The following is a 17,690-nucleotide window of genomic DNA, read 5'->3' on the forward strand; positions in this document are numbered from 1 at the left end:
CGTGGCAGGCGGCGACGACGATCCGGGTCGCTCACGCCGGGTGGCGCAGGTCGACCTGTCCGGACACTGGGCCGACGAGGGCGTGGTCCACGTCGGGCCGTTCCGGATCGACGCCGGCGCGACGGTCCGCCCGCAGCACGCTGATACCGGGAACATGCCCACGCCCTGGCCCCGGGTGGAGACCGACACCTCGATCATGTCGGTCGGCTGTGCACGCCCCCTGGAGGACGCCTACCGCATCGCCCACCACGACCTCGTCGGCTGGGCCAGCACCCTCACCGGCCTGGACACCCTCGACGCCTATCAACTGGTGTCGCAGGCAGGGCGGGCGCCGATCGGCAACGTGTGCGACCCGAACTACACCGTCCTCGCCGCCGTCGACAAACCCCTCCTCCCCGCCCCGCGCGCCGCATACGACGGGGTACACCGCCGGCTGCGACAGCTCGCAGCCGGACCGCGGTAGGAGCCAGCTGATGACCGCGTCGATCCCCCAACTGCCGCTACGCGACGAGCTGTTCCTCCTCGGCCACGACGACGACACCGGCCAACCCCACGTGCACCGCCGAACCCTCGCCCTCGGCATGGCCGGCGCGGTCCTGATCGACCTGTTCCTGGCCGGGCGGGTCACCCTCGACCCGAACGAGACGACCCGCCCGGCCCCCATCGCGCAGCTTCGACTACGCATCGACCGGCCCGTCGGCGACCTGATCGCCGACACCGCGCTCGCCTCGATCCGCTACGCCCACCCCACCGCCACGGTAAAGCCCTGGCTGCGCGACTTCGCCGACGACCTCTACGAACGCACCCGCGCCGGCCTGCTCGCCGCCGGGATCATGCACCACCACACCCGACGCCGCCTCGCCGGACTCATCCGCGCCGACACCTACCTGCCCACCGACACCAAGTGGACCGTGGTCCCCGCGCCCGGCTGCGCTACCTCGCCGCCGGACGGGAACCACCTAACAACCACACGGCAGCCCTCGCCGGCCTGGTCGCCGTCCTCGGCCTCACCCCACACCTCTACCTCTACGAGGACACCACCGCACTCACCGCCCACCTCACGACAATCTCCAACCAGCACTATCGGCCCGTCCGTGACATCACGGCCGCCGTTGACGCCGTCGTCGGTGACCTCGCCACCGCCGCCTACCGCTGAACTTCACCGCCGGCGAGCAGCGCCGGCCATGTCCGCAACGCCCACGTCCACTGCCAGCCCCGATCCGTACGCCCGGAGGCTCCCCACCATGCAGGACGTTCCCCGTATCCGCGCCGCCCGCTGGGCAGACAGGGCCCCGTCGCCGCCCTGATCGCCGACACACTCCACGACAGCAATGTCGCCGAATGGCTCATCCCCGACCCACGGCAACGACGCCAAATGAGGTTCCCCCGATAGCGTGGAGGCTGGACCTAAGGGGATAGATGGTCATGGCTGAAACGAGGAGACGGTTCGACCGGGAGTTCCGCGACGGAGCGGTGCGGATCGTGCGGGAGACGGGTAAGCCGATCGCGCAGGTCGCCAGGGATCTCGGGATCAACGACGGCACCCTGGCCAACTGGGTGGCGCAGGACCGACGGGCCCGCGGCGAGGCTGCCGCCGGCGGGCTCGGTGAGGACGAACGCGCCGAACTGGTCAGGCTGCGCAAGGAGAACGCCGAGCTGGCGATGGAGCGCGACGTGCTCAAGCGATCTGTGGTCCTGTGGGTCAAGGAGGCGACGAAGTGACTGTGGCCCGTTTCGTCGCCGCTCAGAGGACCGAGCACGCCGTGCCGCACGCGGTCACCTGCCGGGCGCTGGGTGTGAGTGAGTCGTGGTTCTACAAGTGGTGTGACCGGCAACCCACGGCGCGGCAGACTCGCCGCGACGCCCTCGATGAGGCGATCCGGGTCTCCTTCGACGCCTCCGGCGGCACGTACGGCTCTCCCCGGGTGACCCAGGACCTGCACGCCGACGGGTGGCAGGTGTCGGTCAACACCGTCGCGGCCCGGATGGCCGCCCTCGGCCTGGCCGGACGCACCCCCAGGCGCCGACGCAGCCTCACCCGGCAGGGCAAACGCCCCGTGGCGCCGGACCGGGTGCGACGGCAGTTCACCGCCGTCGCGCCGGACGTGTTGTGGTGCGGCGACATCACCGAGGTCGTCACCGACGAGGGCAAGCTCTACCTCGCCACGGTGATCGACCTGTACTCCCGCCGGCTGCTCGGCTACGCCATGAGCGCCCACCACGACACCGACCTGACCACGGCGACCCTGAGCATGGCCGCCGCGACCCGCGGCGGCACCGTCGACGCAGTGATCTTCCACAGCGACCGCGGGTCGACGAGTACACCGCCGCCGACTACGCCAAAGCCTGCAAGCGCCTCGGCGTCCTGCAATCGATGGGCCGGGTCGGCTGCGCCCTGGACAACGCCGCCGCCGAGGCGTTCAACTCCACCATCAAGGTCGAGTACATCCACCGGCAGCGGTTCCACACCCGCGCCGAGGCCCGCATCAAGATCGCCACCTGGATCGTCGACTTCTACAACACCCGCAGACGCCACAGCGCCTGCGACGGCATGTCACCCATCGACTACGAACACTTCATCGCCGAAGCCCGCCGGGCCAAGGCAGCTTAAACAACCCTCCACGCTTTCAGGGGATTGACAGAGGCGCCCGTGCGTTTGTCGTTGGCCAGCTGTGACGCGGCGCCAGCATCACCGACCGAACCACCCGAGGAGACAACCTCATCGAGAGACATGTCCGCACCTTATCGAGCGACAGCGACATCATTGATGGTAGAAGTCACGACCGAACGGCGGAGGGCACGATCCAGGAACCCGCTCGCCAAGTCTCGTCATCAAGCGACCTCGCGCCAGCAGCTCCGGGACTTCACCTAGGCTCGGAGCCGGAAGGCAAGCGCCGATCCGACAGGACCTCGAGATTCAAGATGCGCATCCACGATAGGGGCGGTCAGGTCGAATCTGAGTACGTGAGGTGACTACCGCAGCACCGGCAGCGACCCCGCGCGAACGGCTCGTCAACGAGCGAGAACGCCCAGCCACCCTCATTCGTCGGCGTAGGCGTTGCCCGCGCCAGGCCCGCCACGACATTGTGTAGTGGGCGGACCGCGGCAGAAGCGGGTTGATGTCGGCGTCTTCAGGCCGTCGCGAGGTAAAGGTCGTTAAGGCTCGTGCGGTACCACGATCTGCGCGTCGTGCAGATTCTTATCGTAGTTGTCGGGGTACTTGGATACCTGGACTGCTTGGCAGATCGCGCCGATGTCGCCGGTCATCCAGCTGTTGTTGGGAAATTTGCGCAGCATGGCGTTGAGGAATGCGTTGGTGGCATAGATGAGGTCGGTGACCTGCGCGGGGGTGCCCCAGCCCTGGGAGGGGCGTTGCTGGAACAGTCCGAGGCTGTCGAGGTCGTTGGGCTCGGTGTAGTTGTGCAGGCTGCTTTCGGTGATCGCGGTGGTGATGGCGATGAGCGCCGCCCGCTTGTCCAGGCCACGGCCCCGGGTGATGTCGGCGATGGCCCTGGCGAAGGAGACGTGGTAGCTGTTGAGCGCCCCGTCTTTGAGGTAGCCGTTCATTTGGGATCGGAGCTGACTGGCGTTGGTGTTGTCGGCTGAGCTGGGCCCGGGCGCGCGCCGAACGCCGGTCAGAGCAGTGTCAGCTCGAAGCACCCCCACCCGTCGCCGGCCTGCGCGACGAGCTTCCACGTTCCGGCGGCCGGCAACGGGATGCCGCTGGGGTACATCGCCTGCCCGGCGTCGTTGGTCGCCAGCGAGCCGGCGCTGTAGGTCTCGGTGCGGCCGCCGGAGGTCGCGGTCACGGTGAGCGCGGCGTTGAGCTGGGGGCGGGCCGGCAGCCAGAACAGCTTGCCCAGGTCGGGGCCGAGGTCAGGATGCCATTGCCGGCGGTACTCCACGAAGTCCCCGGCGATGAAGTCGCCCGAGCGCACCAGCGTGGCGTCGCCGGGCACCGCGACGCACTCGCGCCGGGCGCTGCCGGGCAGGCTCTGCTGGAAGGCCGGCACCGGCGGCGACGCGGCCGGCGACGACGGCACCGGCGCCGACCTGGCCGGCGAGGCCGGGCCGGCGGCGGGCGGGGCTGGTGCAGTACACCCGCAGAGCACCAGTGCCACGACGAACAGCGGGATTGCTCGCACAGCGTTGCCTCTCTCCTCAGGCGGCCGGGGTCCAGATCGAGACCCGGCCGTTCCAACAGGCCATGAGCGTCGCGGTCGTGATGCATTGCGTCGGCGGGGAGGCGGCCCGGCCCAGCACGTGCACCGCTCCGGTCGCGGGGTCGAGCGCGCCGATCAGCGGCGTCCGGGCGGCGGTGACCAGGAGGTCACCGGCGGCGGTACTGCCGAGCACCGACCAGCCGTCGAAGCGCACGTCGACCCGCCCGGTCGCGGCGTCGAGAACCAGGCCGCCCGGCGTGGACCGGGTGGCGAGCATGCGGCCGTCGCCGAGCGGGCCCAGCGCGGTCCAGCCGGCCAGCCGCCACCGCACGCCGCCGGTGTCCGGGTCCAGCGCGGTGACGCCGTCGGCGCCGGTGCGGCACACCAGGCCGCCGCACCACTGGAGCTGAACACCGTCCGGCTCGGCCGGGTGCTGCCACAGCTGCCGGCCGGTCGTCAGGTCGAACACGGCGCTGCCCACCAGCTCCCCCTGGTCGGCCCGGTACGCCAGCACCCGCTCCGCGGCAACGTCGAAGCCGTCGACCTTCCCGGGCCGCTCAAGCGTGACGGTCCGCACGAGCGCGCCGGTGTCGGCGCGATGCACCCGCAGTACCCCTTCGGCGTCGAGCTCGGCGATCGTGACGCGCAGGTCGGCCGCGTCGGAGCCGACCGGGTCGATGGCCCGGGTGGTGCCGGGCGCCGCCGGCAGGGTCCAGCGCACCGTACCGGTGCGGATGTCGATGCCGGCCAGGTCGGGCCGGTCGGCCCGGGTGCCGCGGAGGTCGGCGACGACGACACCGTCGGCGCCGGCCGTGCCGTGCAGGACCGGTGCGTAGCCGCCGACCTGCCACACCGGCGCGCCGGTGCCGGCGTCCAGCGCGGTGAGCGTGGCCGGCTCGGCCTCGGCGATCACCACCCGGCCCCGTTCGGCGGCGACGAGCTGCGCGGCGCCGGTGACCGGTACGACCCACCGCTGCCGGCCGCCGGGCACCTCGTAGGCAGCGACGACGGACGGGGCCAGCACGAAGACGGTGTGGCCGTCGGAGCGGACGTCGACGGTACCGTCGGGCGGCAGGACCAGCGAAGGCTTCAACGGTGCCGCAGCTTCGGCCCCGCCCGCGAACGCCAGCACGCCGACGACCACCAGGGCCGGGAACCAGCGCCTCGTCCCGGGCGGGGCAGGGTCGGCAGTGGCGTCCAGGTCGATCACGGCAGCGGACGGCATGCGATCAGCGTCTCACGAACCGGATGTGTTGGACCCGGTGCGGCATTTGCGAGCCTTTCACCACCGCACAAATCACGGCTCTCAATATTGATGCTCATGATGCGACACCGTTACCGTCCACGGCATGACGGTGACGGGGTCCGTGCTTGCGGTGGCTGTCGGCGTCCTCGCCGCGATGTTCGTCGCCAGCGGGGTCCCGAAACTGCGCCGGCCCTTCGACAGTGCCCTCGCCATGGTTCGCTTCGGCGTGCTCAAGCGGATTCGGCCGGTCGCCGGGCGAGCGCTCGGCGGAGCCGAGGTCCTGCTCGGTGTCGCCCTCGTGGCGAGCCCGAGCCCGCGCTGGCCGGCCCTCGCCGGGGTCGCCCTGCTCGCCGTGTTGACCACGCTGGTCGCGGTGGCCCTGGCCCGCGGGCGGTCGTTCGAGTGCGCGTGTTTCGGTACCGGTGAACGGATCTCATGGGCCACAGTCGCGCGCAACGTGGTGTACATCGCGGCGGCCGCCGGTGTCGCCGCCGCGAGCCAACCCCCGGCCGACCGGCTGCTCGGGCTGCTCGCCGGGGTGCTCATCGTGTGCGGCTACCTGGTGTTGAGCACCATGGCGACCCTGCGGCCGTTCGCCACCACCCTCGACGGAAGCGGAGCGGCCGATGGGTGAGGTGACGCTGCTGGCCGTCGCCGCGGTCTGGCTCGTGCTGCTGGGGTTCGGTGCGCTCGTCGTACGCCGGGAGCTGGAGCTGCTCACCGACCGGGTCGACAGTATCGGCCGCACGCCGATGGACGGGCTGGCGGTCGGCTCGTTCGCGCCCCGCGTGCCGGGCCTCGGCCGCGACGACGTCGTGCTGTTCCTGTTCGGCGACTGCTCGTCGTGCCATGAGGTCATCGACGCGGTCCGGCACAGCCTGCTGCCCGAACTGTTCCTGTGCGTCGTCAATGACGGTACCGTGCCCGGGTCCGGCGACAGCGTCGTGGCGAGCCTGCCGGCCGGCGTCCGCCAGGTCACCGGAGCCGACGCCCGCGGTGCGCTGGAACGGTTTCAGGTGCACTCGGCGCCGTTCGGGGTCGCGCTCGTCGACGGGATCGTCGCGGCCAAGGGCACCCTGCACGAGACCGGCGAGCTGGACCGGCTGGCCAAGATCGTGAACCGGCGCCGGCAGCTGCCGCTCATCGACGCCCCCGACGCCGGGCACCGGCACGACCATGAGCACGAGCCCGCGCAGTGAGACTGCTGACCGCAGCCGCCGGCGCGGCCCTCGGCGCCGGCCTCGCGGTGTGGGCCGGCGCGAACCCGTTCTGGCTGCTGCTCATCGCGGCGGTCGCCGTCGGCCTGGCCCAGCAGGCCCTGCCTTGAGGACCCAACGTGGTCGTGATGATCACACGCGCCCGCGTGTCCGGGTGCTTCGGCTCACTGACGGTTGCCGGTGTCGTCCTGCTGGGCGCGGCGATCACCGCCGGCCTGCTCGCCGGCGGCGTGATCGGCCTCGCCGGGGCCCTGCTCGACCCGGTGACCCGGCTGCTGCTGGCCGGGCTGGCGGCGGTGACCGTCCTGCTGGGAGCCGCCCGGCGGCGGCTGCCGTGGCAGCTCGACCGGGAGACCGACCGGCGCTGGCTGGCGCATGAGGACTGGCGTACGGCCGCATACAACGGCTTCGCGCTCGGGCTCGGCTTCACCACGCGCATCGGGTACTGGCTGTTCTACCTCTTGCCGCTCGCCGCGTTCGCGATCGGCGACCCGCGGCTGTCGGCGCTGGGCTGGGCGGCCTACGCGGCCAGCCGGGTCGGCGGCTCGCTGCTGGTCTGGCGGGCCGGGCTGCAGATCGCCGGGCGCGGCCTGATCACACCGCTGCGCGCCGTCACCGACGCGGCCGCGTTCGTCGCGCTGGGCGGCCTGCTCATCATCACCTTGGTCATTCCCCTACGGGATCAGCTGCCCTGAGGCGACTCGGGGCCATGACAGAAAGGAGCGGATCGTGGGCGTTCCATGGTCCAGGCGCAAACTGCTCATCACCGGCTCGGCCGCCGCGGCCGGCGGGGCGGCGGCGGTCGCCGTGACCTCCCCAGCCGACGCGGCGCCACCACCGGCCCCCGGCATCAACGTCGTCGAAGCGGTCGCGGGCCGGCAGGTGTCCGTCCGGGCCCGCACGGCCCCGACCGACCGACCCCGCCAGTTCGACGGCGCGCTGCGGACCCTCGAGGCGCAGGCCCTCCCCTACGGCTGGGCCCTGCGCGGTGGCGACCTCGTGCTCGTCGAGGATTCCACCGGTACCGCCGTCGCCGTCCCACTGCACCGCGAGGTCAACGGCCGGGTCGCCAAGGTCGCCGCGGACGCGATCACCGTCGACGGCCAGCAGATCCGGCTCGACCCGCGGACGCTGCTCTACGTCGGCGAAGCCGTGGAGCCGCTCGTCGGCTTTACCGCCCACCACCTCCGGGCCGGCGACTCGGTCGCCCTGCAGTGCCTGGACAACCGGCGCGACGGCACCCTCACCGTGCACTTCATGCGCCTCCTGGCCCGGGCCTGATGGTGCACGTGGTCGCCATCGCGCTCGTCGCGATGTGCGTCGTGCTCACCGTCGCGTTCCTCGCCGCCCTCCGCGGCGTCGCCGAGCTGCGCCTGCGCCTAGCCCAGGACGACGGCGCGGCGGGGCCACCCAAACTGGTCATCGGGCGGCGGCTGCCGGACTCCGTCGTCGAGGCGCTGGCTGGCCTGGGCGAGCTCGGGCCGCGGTCGCTGGTCGTGCTGCTGTCGACCACGTGCGGCTCGTGCCTGCGGCTGGCCGGCGAGCTCGGTCGGGTGCAGGCTCCGCTGGTCGCCTGCGTCATCGGCGAGCCGGGCCCGACGGCCGACGACGTCCGCGCGTCGGTACCGGCCGGGGTGCCGGTCATCGCCGGCGACGTGGCCCGGCAGATCCGCACCGACCTCAACCTCCACACCTTCCCGACGGCGATCGCGCAGCGCGACGGCTACATCGTCGCGACCGGCCAGGGCAGCGGCGCGGACGCGGCCGCGAACCTCGACCACCTGTGGCGGCAGGCCGTCCACGCAACCAAGGAGGCACACACATGATCCAGGAGCGCATCCGCACCACCCAGCTGACCCGCAACCGCTTCCTGGCCTTCGCCGGCACCTCGATGGTCGCCGCCGCCGTGGGGGCCTGGTTCCCGGGCCGGGCCGAGGCGGCCGTCCCCAACGGCTGCCGCGGCCTCGACGGCTGCCCGTGCTGCACCGGCTCCGGCTGCTGCGCGAAGAACTGCAAGGGCCTCACCATCTGCGGCGGCGCCCACTGCTGGCGCACCTGTGCCTACGAGGGCTCGACGCTGGTGAGCTTCAACTGCTGCGACTACAACTACACCAACAGCTCCGGCGGTACGAGCAGCTGCATCTGCCGCGAGAACTGGGGCTCCTGCTGACACCCGACCGGGCCCGGGGCCGCCGCTGCTGACGTCCCGGGCCCGCCGATCCTGTGGGCCGGCGCCCGCCGGATCGCGGCAGGGCGGGGATTTTGAGTAGGCCTGTGACCATCAGACCGCGGCCGGTTTCGATTCCGATCGGGATCGAACGCCGGTTGCGGCGCACTGCAGCAAGGGCGGCCAGAAGTTGGGCCAGGCCGTTCGCGTCGTCCGTCAGGCGTAGCTGGCTAACGAGCTGACCAGCCTCGTCGATCACAGCGATGTCGTGGTGGCACTCGCCCCAGTCCGGGCCCGCGTAGTATTTCGTTTTCGTCCAGTTCGGCGAAGGAGTGAGGTCGTAGAGCTGGTCGGACGAAAAGCTGCGTGGACAAGGTCGAGCGGGGAGTCCGCACCCTCGATCGGCTCTCGACGATCGAGACGGTCGCCGGAGCGCTCGGCGTCGCCCCAGCCGTGCTGCTCGCCGGCAGGGCCCCGCGGCAACCTACGACCGACACCGGCAGCGCGGTAGATCGGGTAGGGGCGGCGCTAGCCCGCTACGACAGACCCGGCTCAGGCAGCAAAGACCAGCCGGCGCCGTCGTTGGCGCAGCTCGACCACCAGGTGGGGTACGCGTGGACGGCTTACCGAGGGTGGTCATCTCCCACAGGCGTTGCGAATGCTGCCCGACCTGCTTATCCACTGCCGCCTGGCGTGCGACCCGCAAACGGGCAATACGCCCGCCCCCGACCTGAATGTGCGGGTGCACCGGCTGACCGCTCAAGTGCTCGCCAAGCTCGGTGAGGCCGAGCTGGCCTGGCTGCCGGCCGACCGGGCATCGCCCTCCAACCCGCCCCCTCGCAGAGCGAGGTGACGGAAGCCAAGGAGCGAACGATGCACGCCCACCGCCGCGTGTGCCGGCCGGCGCGACCGCCGGACGGAGGCGCATGACGCTGCCGCCCGACCACCCATCTGTAGGCCCGGGTGGTCGAAGACCCGCCGCCTGCCTGGGTCGTCCTTGCCGGAGACATACACGCTGGCCTGCTCGTTGAGCCACCACGGCGGCAGGCCTAGTTCGTCGGCCACTGCACGCGCCTCATCGAGGACGACTCCGTGCGGGACGAACATCGCGTCGACGTCCCTGGTGACCCGTTTCGCGTCGTAGGCGAGCGCCATCGCGGCACCACCCACAACGAAGATGTGGGCGACGACCCCGCGACGGACAAGCCGCTCGCCCAGGTCAGTGAACGCGCGTTCGAGTTCCGGGCGCCCCATCAGGACGCCGCCTGACCCGCTCACGCCGCAGCCAGATCGTGAACGGACAGGTACACACCATGCTTTCGGAATGCAGCCGGCGCCCATGCCAGGGCGTCTGCCCGGTGGATGGCCAGTTCGGCCGGGAACCACGCCCGGCGCAGCACACGTGCGTCGACCCATGCGGGCGGTGCAAGATCTGCCTGAGCCAGCAGGTGCTCCGCGACCGCGGCAAGCAGCGCGTCCCACCGCGGGTCCCCGGTCAGCCCGGGCTCATCACTTAACAGGTCGACCCTGGTTTCGGCGGGTTCCCAGCGGTACTCCTCAAGAAACTCCCATACGAGCTTCCAGCGAGTCCGGTCGGTGTCCGCGGATACCAGATGGGTGGCCAGCCTGGCCAGACTCATCGGTTCGTAGCTGGTACCCATCGGGCAAGCCTCACCTTCGAGCCGACGGCTTCATCCGTTGCAGACTATCGCGGCCCCGCCCGCGAACACCGCCGAGGCGAGGTGGCGACGGGGTCCGATCTTTCTGCTGCACCCCTGCCCGGACCGTTTACTCACGCTGCACGCGAGGCATCACTCTTGTGATCTTGATAGAAGGCGGCGCAGTCTGTGACGTTGCCGCGAAATTACAGGGGGTGGGGTGCATGCGAGCGCGACTCTCAGTCAGATTGCGATCGAGAAGTCACCCGCAACGCCACCCGAGCCGTGCGATGCATAACCCGAGGCGCAAGCGGATCCCGACGACGAGCCACGATCCGATCCAACACCACCGGTACGACAAAACCGCCCGGCCACCAACCCGGCGAACGTTACTGGACACCGCACTAGCTTCGACTCCTGCAGGCTGGTGGCGATGGAGATGACCGCCGCCCGCTCCGGGCAGGCCGGCCTTCTTCGTGGCGGCGATGATCGCCTTGGCGTTGGCGGTCTGCTCGTCGTTCAGGTCGATGCGCGACTGGGCGCCCTGCACACCGTGCGGGATCAGCTGGCCCGTGTCCGGCTTGTCGGCCTGCACGGTCACCGCGACGGGCTTGGCGTCCACGGGTCACACCCACAACCGGACAGGTAGCCCCAGTGGTCACGGACCGGGACGGCGGACCAGCAGCACCACGGCCACCCCGACGAACCGGTCGGTGCCGGTGACGGCGAACTCGCGGCGGAGCAGCTCGGCCCGGGCGGGCGGGATGCCCTCGTACGGGTCGCCCGCCCCGCCGACGACCAGCCAGATCCGCCGGACGTCGCCCAGGCAGGGAGCGGGATCGACGCAGTCGATCGCCCAGAACCCGCCGGACCGGCCGGGCGGCACGGCGAGGAAGACGTCCCGCGGCGCCGTGCGCAACTGGTACGCCATCGGCAGTGGGGCGCTCCACCCGCGCCAACCGGAGTAGGCGATGCCGTCACCGGGCTCGTACCGCCGGTCGATCAGGGCGGCGGCGGCGCGGTAGTCCGCCTCCCCCGGCACCGGGCTGCGTCGGGCCTCCACCTGGCCCGGCAGGCCCACCCCGGCGACGGCCAGCACGGCCGCGCCGAGCACCGCCGCAGGCCCGCCCGCCGGCAGCGCGCGCCGCAGCGCGGCGACCGGCACGGCGATCCCGACCGCCGCCAGCAGCGCCCAGGCGGGCAGCGTGAACAACACGAACCGGGCCAGGAAGAGGTGCACCAGCGGGTGGCTCAGGTAGCAGCACACCGCCGGCGCCACGGCCCAGACCAGCAGCGGAAGGAGCAGTGCGCGCCGCCGGCGCCAGAGCACGGCGGCGCCGGCCAGGCCGGTCCCGACGAACGTCACGGCGACCGGGAGGGAGCCGAACAGCTCCCGGGGGAAGCGGGCGAGCGCCGCCTGGTCGCGGGTGATCCAGGAGACCTGGTCGGCCTGGCGGGACGCCGCGTACAGCAGGGGCGCCGCGGCCACGGCGACCACCAGCACGGTGAGCGCCCAGGCCCACCGGGCCCGCCGGGCACCGCCGCGGCGGACCGCCGAGCCGACCAGCAGCGCGTGGGCTGCCAGCACCGTCGCCGCGACGGCGTGCAGGCAGGTCAACGCCAGCAGGCAGCCGCCGTAGCGGACCCACCGCGGCCACGAGGGCCGGTCCAGCGCCCCGACCAGGGCGAGCGTAGCCAGCACGGTGAGGGCGACGACCCAGGCGTACGAGCGGGCCTCCTGCCCGTACCGGGACACCGACGGGATCGCGACGAAGAGCAGGCCGGCGGTGACCCCGACGGTGCCGTCGTACAGCTTCGCGCCGAGCAGGGTGAGCGCGCCGGCGGCCACCGCCGTGCCGACGATGGACGGGAACCGCAGGGCGAGGGTGGAGTCCCCGGCCAGCGCGGTCCACCCGCGCAGGGCCAGGTAGTAGAGGGCGTGGGTGAGGTCCATGTTGCCGAGCAGATGCCGCAGCTCCGGCCACGCGAGGGTGGTGGTCAGCCAGCTGACCGACTCGTCGAACCAGATCTCGCGGCCGCCGCTGCCGAGGGCCGCGACCGCGAACGCGACGAGACTGACGGGCAGGGCGACGCGGGTACGCGACACCGGCGCGCCCGCCCGGCGCGCCGACGCGGCCGGCGCCGCGCGGCCGGGCACGGCGGGGTGCCGGTCCGACCTGACGGGCTGGGACACGCTCACGGCGGCGGACGGCCTATTCCTAGACCCGGGTACGCGGCACCATCGCCGGCGACCAGCCGACGTCGTACCGGGGGGCGGCGACGGCCCGGGCGAAGGCCTTGGCGACGGCGGGCGAGCTGACGATCCGCCAGTCGACCTCCTTGCGCGCCTCGAACCAGATCAGGCCGATGATGTCCCGGTGGCCGGACAGCAGCTCGAAGGCCTGCCGGATCCACTCGGCCTTGCGCCCCTTGCCGTCGGAGGCGCCGGTCTCGGTGACGACCAGCGGCTTGTGGGTAAAGCCGCGGATCTCCCGGATCGTCGGGCTGAAGATCGCGTCGAAGGACCGGTACGTCGAGAGCGCCCCGGTGCCGTAGTAGCCGGAGAGCCCGACCCAGTCGACGTAGTCGTCGCCCGGATAGAGCGTGGCGAGTTTCGGGGTGGAGTCGTCCCACCTGACGTTCGGGCTCCACGTCCAGATGACGTTCTGCACCCCGGCGGCCTCGAACACGGCGTGGACGTGCCGCCAGGCCTTGACGTAGTCACCCGGCCGGTTGCCGTTGACCGTCTCGCACCACGGGTACCAGTCGCCGTTCATCTCGTGGGCGAACCGGATGGCCACCGGGTACCCGAGGGCCTTGATGCCCTGCGCCCACGACCGCAGGTACGGGTCGAAGCTCCCCCGCGCGATCTGGGCCAGCCGGTACCGGGGCTGGTCCGAGCGGATCCTGTCGATCTTGCGGGCGCTGAAGCCCTTCTTGCGGGAGGTCTCGTCCAGCCGGTAGTCCCACGGTTCCCACGCCAGCATCGGCAGCATGCCCCGGTCGCGGATCCGGTCGAAGAGCACCCGGTCGAAGGCCGCCGACGCCCATCCCGCGCCGAAGAGCATCGCCTGCGGCTGACGCTTCGCGGCGGCGGCGAACGCATTCACCGGCGTGAAGTCGTACGGACCCTCGTTCGTCATGACGCCGATGAACGTCTTCCCGGCCGGCGGAAAGAGCACCGGCTCCGGGCGCGGCGGCGGTGCGGGCGTCGCCGGGGCGCTCGGTGCGGCCGTCGCCGCGGCCTCCCCCCGGGCTCCCGACGCCGTGCGCGGCGCGATCACGAAGGCGTACGTGAGCAGCAGCGCGGTGATCAGCGCCAGCATGCTCCGCGGCAGGGTCAGCCTCGCCATGGCACACTCCGTTCCGCCGGCACCCGCGTCCTCGGCGGGTGGCGGTCCTCGCTACGGGTACGCGCGGCGGCGCGGGCCGCGTCGTCGCGGTGTCGCCCACGGCGCGTCACACCGGAGACGATGGCGATCAGCGGCGGGCCCAGGCCGGTCAGGAGGGTCAGCACCGGCCAGACCCACAGCAGGGTCAGGCCGTGGTCCAGCAGGAAGCTCGCGCCGAGCACGGCGGCGGCGAAGGCCGCCCAGCCGAAGTGCAGCCGGAAGGTGCCGAGCGACTCGGTGGTGCGCAGCTTCCCCTTGGCCGTCACCACGAACGCGAGCTTGCGCCGCAGCAGCGCGCCGACCGCGGCGGCCACGTAGACGGGACCGGTGAAGAGGGCCAGCGCCATGCCGACCACACCGATCTCCTCCCGTTCGTGCGGGGCGATGTTGAAGCGGCGCAGCCAGAGCCAGAGCGCGAACCAGGTGCCGATGGTGCCGGCCCAGAGCACCGACCACACGGTCACGTCGAGCTGGGCCGTGCCGACGCCGGTGAGCAGGTACAGGGCGGTGGCGAGGTTGCCCAGCAGGAGGCCGACGGCGACGCTCGGGTAGTAGAACTGGAGCAGCCGGTACTGCCAGCGGCGCCGCGTGCCCAGCTCGCGCGGTGCGCGCAGCTCGGGGCGGACCAGGATCTCGCAGATGCCGGCCGCCCACCGCTTTTGCTGGTTGAAGTAGTCGGCCCACGAGGTGGGGCCCTCCCCGATGGCCACCACGTCCGGGGTGTAGACGCCCTTCCACCGGTTGCCGGTGTGCGGATTGACGGCGGCGTGGACCCGGATGCTGGTGAGGTGGTCCTCGATGATGGAGTCCTGGTAGCCCCCGACGCTGCGCCAGGCCGCCGGTCGGTAGAGGTGGCCGGTGCCGGTGAGCAGTGGCGCGTCCAGCCCGTTGCCGCCGCGCGCGATGAGTCCGTTGTAGAGGTACTGCTGCACCGACGCGCCGTGCGCGACCCAGTTCTGGTGCATGTTGCCGTAGACCTGCGGGGTCACCACGAAGGCGACGTCCGGGTCGCGGAAGTAGCCGAGGGTCCGTTCCAGGAAGCCGGGCAACGGCACGTGGTCCGGGTCGACGTTGGCGACCACGTCGTAGCCGTGCTCGTGCTCGGCCCGCCAGGCGTTGTGGTTTCCCGACTTCGTCCTGGCCCGGAACTCGCCGCTCGGCTGGTTGTACTCGGGTCGGCCCTTGCGGCTGAAGTGCCGCACCCCGAGCCGCGCGGCCATCTCCTTCACCGCGGGGTCGTCCCCCTCGTCGAGGATCCAGACGTCGACCTGGCCGCAGTAGACAATCTGCCGCATCCGCCGCAGGGTCCGCTCGGCGACGTCGAGCGGCTCCTTGCTGGGCACGATGGTGGTGAGCAGCGCCACCCGCAGGCCGACGGGCGGATCGACGGGGACCGGATCCTTGGCATGGAACGCGAAAACCCAGATCACGACGTTCTGCGCGAGGCGGATCAACTCCACGCCGACGACCACGCAGAAGCCGAGCCGGGCCGCCGTCGTCTGCCAGCTGCCGATCCCGGTCACGCCGGGCCCCGGCACGTGCGCCGGGAGCAGCAGCCACCCGACGAACAGCAGCCCGGCCGCACTGTTGACGAGAACCAGGAGCGTCAGGATCAGCCGGGACGCGGGCGACAGGGCCGGCCGGAACTGGACCGGCGCCGCCACGTGCCCCGGCGCGATCAGCGGTCCGGCCGTCGTACCGCACGCCGCGTAGGCGCGGCGCGCCCGGACGTTGCGCTGCCGACGGTCGGGCGGCTCCGACGACCCTCCGATCGAGGTCAGGGCCGGAGCGACGGCGATGCCCTGCCCGGCGACGGGAGACCGCCGGCTATCGCTGGCGATGACCACATTGCCCCCATGGATTTCTGCCCGACTCGAACTCGACCGGAGCTGATGCTATTCGGACAGTTTGCTTAAAGCGGGCTAGTTACGTAAATGACCATGAGCCGCGCTCTCCTCAGCCACCGGCGGGGTGCGCCTCGCGTGCCGTCGCACCGTCGGCGGGTCGCGTCCACAAGTGAACGACCCTCGTGAGATCGCCGGTCGCCCGCTCGCGCCCCCCGGGCGTGGACCGGGCCAGCTGCGCCGGGGCGCCGAGCACCGCGATCGCCACCAGGGCGACCGCGCACCACCGGACGCGCACCCGCGCCAGCGCGACCGCGCCGAGGGTGGCCCACGCGGGCAGCGTGAAGAGCAGCACCTCCGGCACCCAGACCGGCCTCGCCTGCGCGACCAGCAGCAGACCCAGCGGCGGCACCACCGCCCAGGCGGTGTAGAGGGCGGCGGAGCGTCGCAGCGGCAGGCTGAACAGCGCCAACCCGGCCAGCACGACCCCCAGGGCGGTGACGCCGAAGAGGTTCCGGGGCGTCGCGGCCAGCACGTCCAGAGTGGGCTCCGACCCCCGCGCGATCCCGCCGCCGACCACGCCACCGGGAAGCCCCAGCGTGACAGCCGCGGGGAGCGCGCCGAGGATCGCGACCGCCGACCACCGGCCGACCACCCCGCGTCGGAAGACGAACATCGACCAGCCGTGCCCGGCGAGCAACAGCAGCGCGAGACCGTGCGAGAGGCCCAGCAGCAGCACCGCGGCGCCGTAGCCGGCGAAGCGTCCGACCGTCGGCCGGTCGACCGCCCGCACGAGCAGCAGCGTGGCGAGCACGGCGGCGAACACCGTCAGCGCGTACGGCTGGACCTCCTGCGCGTACCGGGTCGACGTCGGCAGCAGCGCGAAGATCACGCCGGCCAGCAGGCCCACCCGCGGCGTGAAGAGTCGGGCCGCCAGGAGCCCGACGAGGGCCGCAGCGGCGGTGACGGCCACCGTCGACACCACCCGTACCGCCGGGCCGGGCGCGCCGAGCGCCTCCGCCCACCAGCGCAGCAGCGGCGAACCGGCGAGGCCCGGGGTGCCGCCGCCCGGCGGAGCGGCCGCGCCGGCCCGCAGGAGGCAGAGCGCGACCGTCAACAGTGCCGGCACCAGCCAGGCGGTGACCCGCCACCGGCCGGTGTCGGTCGTCGCCTGGGTGACCATCGCGTGGTCCTCACCCCAGGGGTCCTCGACGTCGACCTCCGTCGACGCCAGCCGGGGCAGGACTATGGTGTCCGCGTCCTTCATCGTGTCTCACGCATCTCTGTCGGATCCGGCGGTGCACACCGCGGCGGGGGCGCGCCCCACGGCGACGCGAGCCGGGCGTACGCGCGGCGTGGGCAGCACGCGGCGCAGGACCGGCCGGACTCCTGGATCGGGTACGGGTGTCACCTGGAGCATAGGGAACAGAACCGGACAAAAAACTCGGACGCGGCATAAGCCCCAAATCGGCGATCACCCGGACGTTAAGGTCTACCTCAGCCAGCCCGGCCTCGGCGTCGCGCTCGGCGCCCGGGTGCTCGCCGAGTTCGGCGACGACAAGAACCGCTACGCCGACGCGAGAGCCCGCAAGAACTACGCCGGGACCAGCCCGATCACCCGCCAGTCCGGCAAGAGGAAGGTCGTGCTGGCCCGATACGTCCACAACGACAGGCTGGTCGATGCCCGCGGCCAGCAGGCATTCGCTCACCCGGCCACAGCGGGCCGGAAGAGCCATCCACGGCATCAGGGCGGCGCCGATGATCGGCGGGAGCGCTTGGGCGGGTAGAGCTGGCATCGGCATCGGGCTTGGACCCGGACGCGCGGGCAGGGCAGCAGGTACGAGTGGACCGACGAGGTGTTCTTTCGGCCGGATGGGTCGTGTCATAACCCGGACGATCACAGTCGAACAGTGCTCAACGAGACACAGCGTGTCCGGGACCTCCTGCCGCCCTCGCGCCCCTCCCATCGAGATGCCAACCAATCGTCTTCTTAACGGATGTCA

Annotated in this window: 19 protein-coding genes and 4 pseudogenes; 13 read left to right on the plus strand and 10 right to left on the minus strand. The window is 71.9% G+C overall.

Annotated features, from left to right (window positions below):
* Positions 1-151 precede the first annotated feature (151 nt).
* The 5 genes and pseudogenes from OG811_RS31830 to OG811_RS31850 form a co-directional block, all read left to right on the plus strand.
* Positions 152-463, plus strand: a pseudogene (locus tag OG811_RS31830) (acetamidase); the annotation flags it as partial.
* Positions 464-473: 10 nt separating this feature from the next.
* Positions 474-1,156, plus strand: a pseudogene (locus tag OG811_RS31835) (GPP34 family phosphoprotein).
* Positions 1,157-1,425: 269 nt separating this feature from the next.
* Positions 1,426-1,722: a transposase gene (locus tag OG811_RS31840; protein ID WP_406071034.1), complete on the plus strand. Its 297-nt coding sequence runs from the start codon at positions 1,426-1,428 to the stop codon at positions 1,720-1,722.
* A gap of 2 nt (positions 1,723-1,724) precedes the next feature.
* Positions 1,725-2,309 (plus strand): annotated as a pseudogene (locus tag OG811_RS31845) (IS3 family transposase); the annotation flags it as partial.
* Positions 2,310-2,365: 56 nt separating this feature from the next.
* Positions 2,366-2,611: an integrase core domain-containing protein gene (locus OG811_RS31850; RefSeq protein ID WP_406075997.1), complete on the plus strand. Its 246-nt coding sequence runs from the start codon at positions 2,366-2,368 to the stop codon at positions 2,609-2,611.
* 545 nt (positions 2,612-3,156) lie between these two features.
* Here the strand turns inward: OG811_RS31850 and OG811_RS31855 are convergent.
* The 3 genes from OG811_RS31855 to OG811_RS31865 form a co-directional block, all read right to left on the minus strand.
* Entirely contained in the window at positions 3,157-3,567 is a 411-nt protein-coding gene (locus OG811_RS31855) for a hypothetical protein (protein WP_406071035.1), read from the minus strand.
* Between the two features lie 68 nt (positions 3,568-3,635).
* Entirely contained in the window at positions 3,636-4,145 is a 510-nt protein-coding gene (locus OG811_RS31860) for a hypothetical protein (RefSeq protein ID WP_406071036.1), read from the minus strand.
* Positions 4,146-4,161: 16 nt separating this feature from the next.
* The gene (locus OG811_RS31865) at positions 4,162-5,388 is read right to left on the minus strand and encodes a PQQ-binding-like beta-propeller repeat protein (RefSeq protein ID WP_406071037.1); all 1,227 of its coding nucleotides are present in this window, start codon (positions 5,386-5,388) and stop codon (positions 4,162-4,164) included.
* A gap of 124 nt (positions 5,389-5,512) precedes the next feature.
* Between OG811_RS31865 and OG811_RS31870 the strand changes: the two genes are divergently transcribed.
* From OG811_RS31870 to OG811_RS31900, 7 genes are read left to right on the plus strand one after another with little or no spacing between them, the layout of a single operon-like run.
* Positions 5,513-6,043 (plus strand): MauE/DoxX family redox-associated membrane protein, encoded by a 531-nt coding sequence (locus OG811_RS31870; RefSeq protein WP_406071038.1) that lies wholly within the window; start codon positions 5,513-5,515, stop codon positions 6,041-6,043.
* Positions 6,036-6,608 carry a hypothetical protein gene (locus OG811_RS31875; RefSeq protein ID WP_406071040.1) on the plus strand — a complete coding sequence of 191 codons (573 nt, stop codon included), beginning with the start codon at positions 6,036-6,038 and terminating at the stop codon, positions 6,606-6,608. The genes OG811_RS31870 and OG811_RS31875 overlap by 8 nt, the downstream gene beginning before the upstream one ends.
* Positions 6,605-6,736, plus strand: coding sequence for a hypothetical protein (locus OG811_RS31880; RefSeq protein WP_354992424.1), 132 nt, complete (start codon positions 6,605-6,607; stop codon positions 6,734-6,736). Before OG811_RS31875 ends, OG811_RS31880 begins: the two co-directional genes overlap by 4 nt.
* Before the next feature lie 18 nt (positions 6,737-6,754).
* Positions 6,755-7,321, plus strand: a complete 567-nt coding sequence (locus OG811_RS31885) for a hypothetical protein (protein ID WP_354992425.1) — start codon at positions 6,755-6,757, stop codon at positions 7,319-7,321.
* 34 nt (positions 7,322-7,355) lie between these two features.
* Positions 7,356-7,907 carry a hypothetical protein gene (locus OG811_RS31890; protein WP_406071041.1) on the plus strand — a complete coding sequence of 184 codons (552 nt, stop codon included), beginning with the start codon at positions 7,356-7,358 and terminating at the stop codon, positions 7,905-7,907.
* Positions 7,908-7,915: 8 nt separating this feature from the next.
* Positions 7,916-8,452 carry a hypothetical protein gene (locus tag OG811_RS31895; protein WP_406071042.1) on the plus strand — a complete coding sequence of 179 codons (537 nt, stop codon included), beginning with the start codon at positions 7,916-7,918 and terminating at the stop codon, positions 8,450-8,452.
* Positions 8,449-8,796 (plus strand): hypothetical protein, encoded by a 348-nt coding sequence (locus OG811_RS31900; RefSeq protein ID WP_354992428.1) that lies wholly within the window; start codon positions 8,449-8,451, stop codon positions 8,794-8,796. The genes OG811_RS31895 and OG811_RS31900 overlap by 4 nt, the downstream gene beginning before the upstream one ends.
* 756 nt (positions 8,797-9,552) lie before the next feature.
* Here the strand turns inward: OG811_RS31900 and OG811_RS31905 are convergent.
* From OG811_RS31905 to OG811_RS31935, 7 genes and pseudogenes are all read right to left on the minus strand, one after another.
* Complete coding sequence (locus OG811_RS31905) at positions 9,553-10,071, minus strand: hypothetical protein (RefSeq protein WP_406071044.1); 519 nt, start codon at positions 10,069-10,071, stop codon at positions 9,553-9,555.
* A complete protein-coding gene (locus OG811_RS31910; protein ID WP_406071045.1) occupies positions 10,068-10,454 on the minus strand; it encodes a hypothetical protein in 387 nt (128 codons plus the stop codon). Before OG811_RS31910 ends, OG811_RS31905 begins: the two co-directional genes overlap by 4 nt.
* Positions 10,455-10,856: 402 nt before the next feature.
* Positions 10,857-11,067: pseudogene (locus OG811_RS31915) on the minus strand (hypothetical protein); the annotation flags it as partial.
* A 42-nt stretch (positions 11,068-11,109) separates the two neighbouring features.
* Entirely contained in the window at positions 11,110-12,558 is a 1,449-nt protein-coding gene (locus tag OG811_RS31920; protein ID WP_406071047.1) for a glycosyltransferase family 39 protein, read from the minus strand.
* 112 nt (positions 12,559-12,670) lie between these two features.
* Entirely contained in the window at positions 12,671-13,804 is a 1,134-nt protein-coding gene (locus tag OG811_RS31925) for a glycoside hydrolase family 26 protein (protein WP_406071048.1), read from the minus strand.
* Positions 13,792-15,690: a glycosyltransferase family 2 protein gene (locus OG811_RS31930; protein WP_406071049.1), complete on the minus strand. Its 1,899-nt coding sequence runs from the start codon at positions 15,688-15,690 to the stop codon at positions 13,792-13,794. Before OG811_RS31930 ends, OG811_RS31925 begins: the two co-directional genes overlap by 13 nt.
* Before the next feature lie 109 nt (positions 15,691-15,799).
* Entirely contained in the window at positions 15,800-16,954 is a 1,155-nt protein-coding gene (locus OG811_RS31935; RefSeq protein WP_406071051.1) for a hypothetical protein, read from the minus strand.
* Here OG811_RS31935 and OG811_RS31940 point away from each other — a divergent pair.
* The gene (locus OG811_RS31940; RefSeq protein ID WP_406071053.1) at positions 16,935-17,474 is read left to right on the plus strand and encodes a transposase; all 540 of its coding nucleotides are present in this window, start codon (positions 16,935-16,937) and stop codon (positions 17,472-17,474) included. The two genes, OG811_RS31935 and OG811_RS31940, sit on opposite strands and share 20 nt — an antisense overlap.
* Positions 17,475-17,690 lie beyond the last annotated feature (216 nt).

The organism is Micromonospora sp. NBC_01638 (genome assembly GCF_045209745.1).
In the GTDB taxonomy this organism is placed as follows: Bacteria; Actinomycetota; Actinomycetes; order Mycobacteriales; family Micromonosporaceae; genus Micromonospora.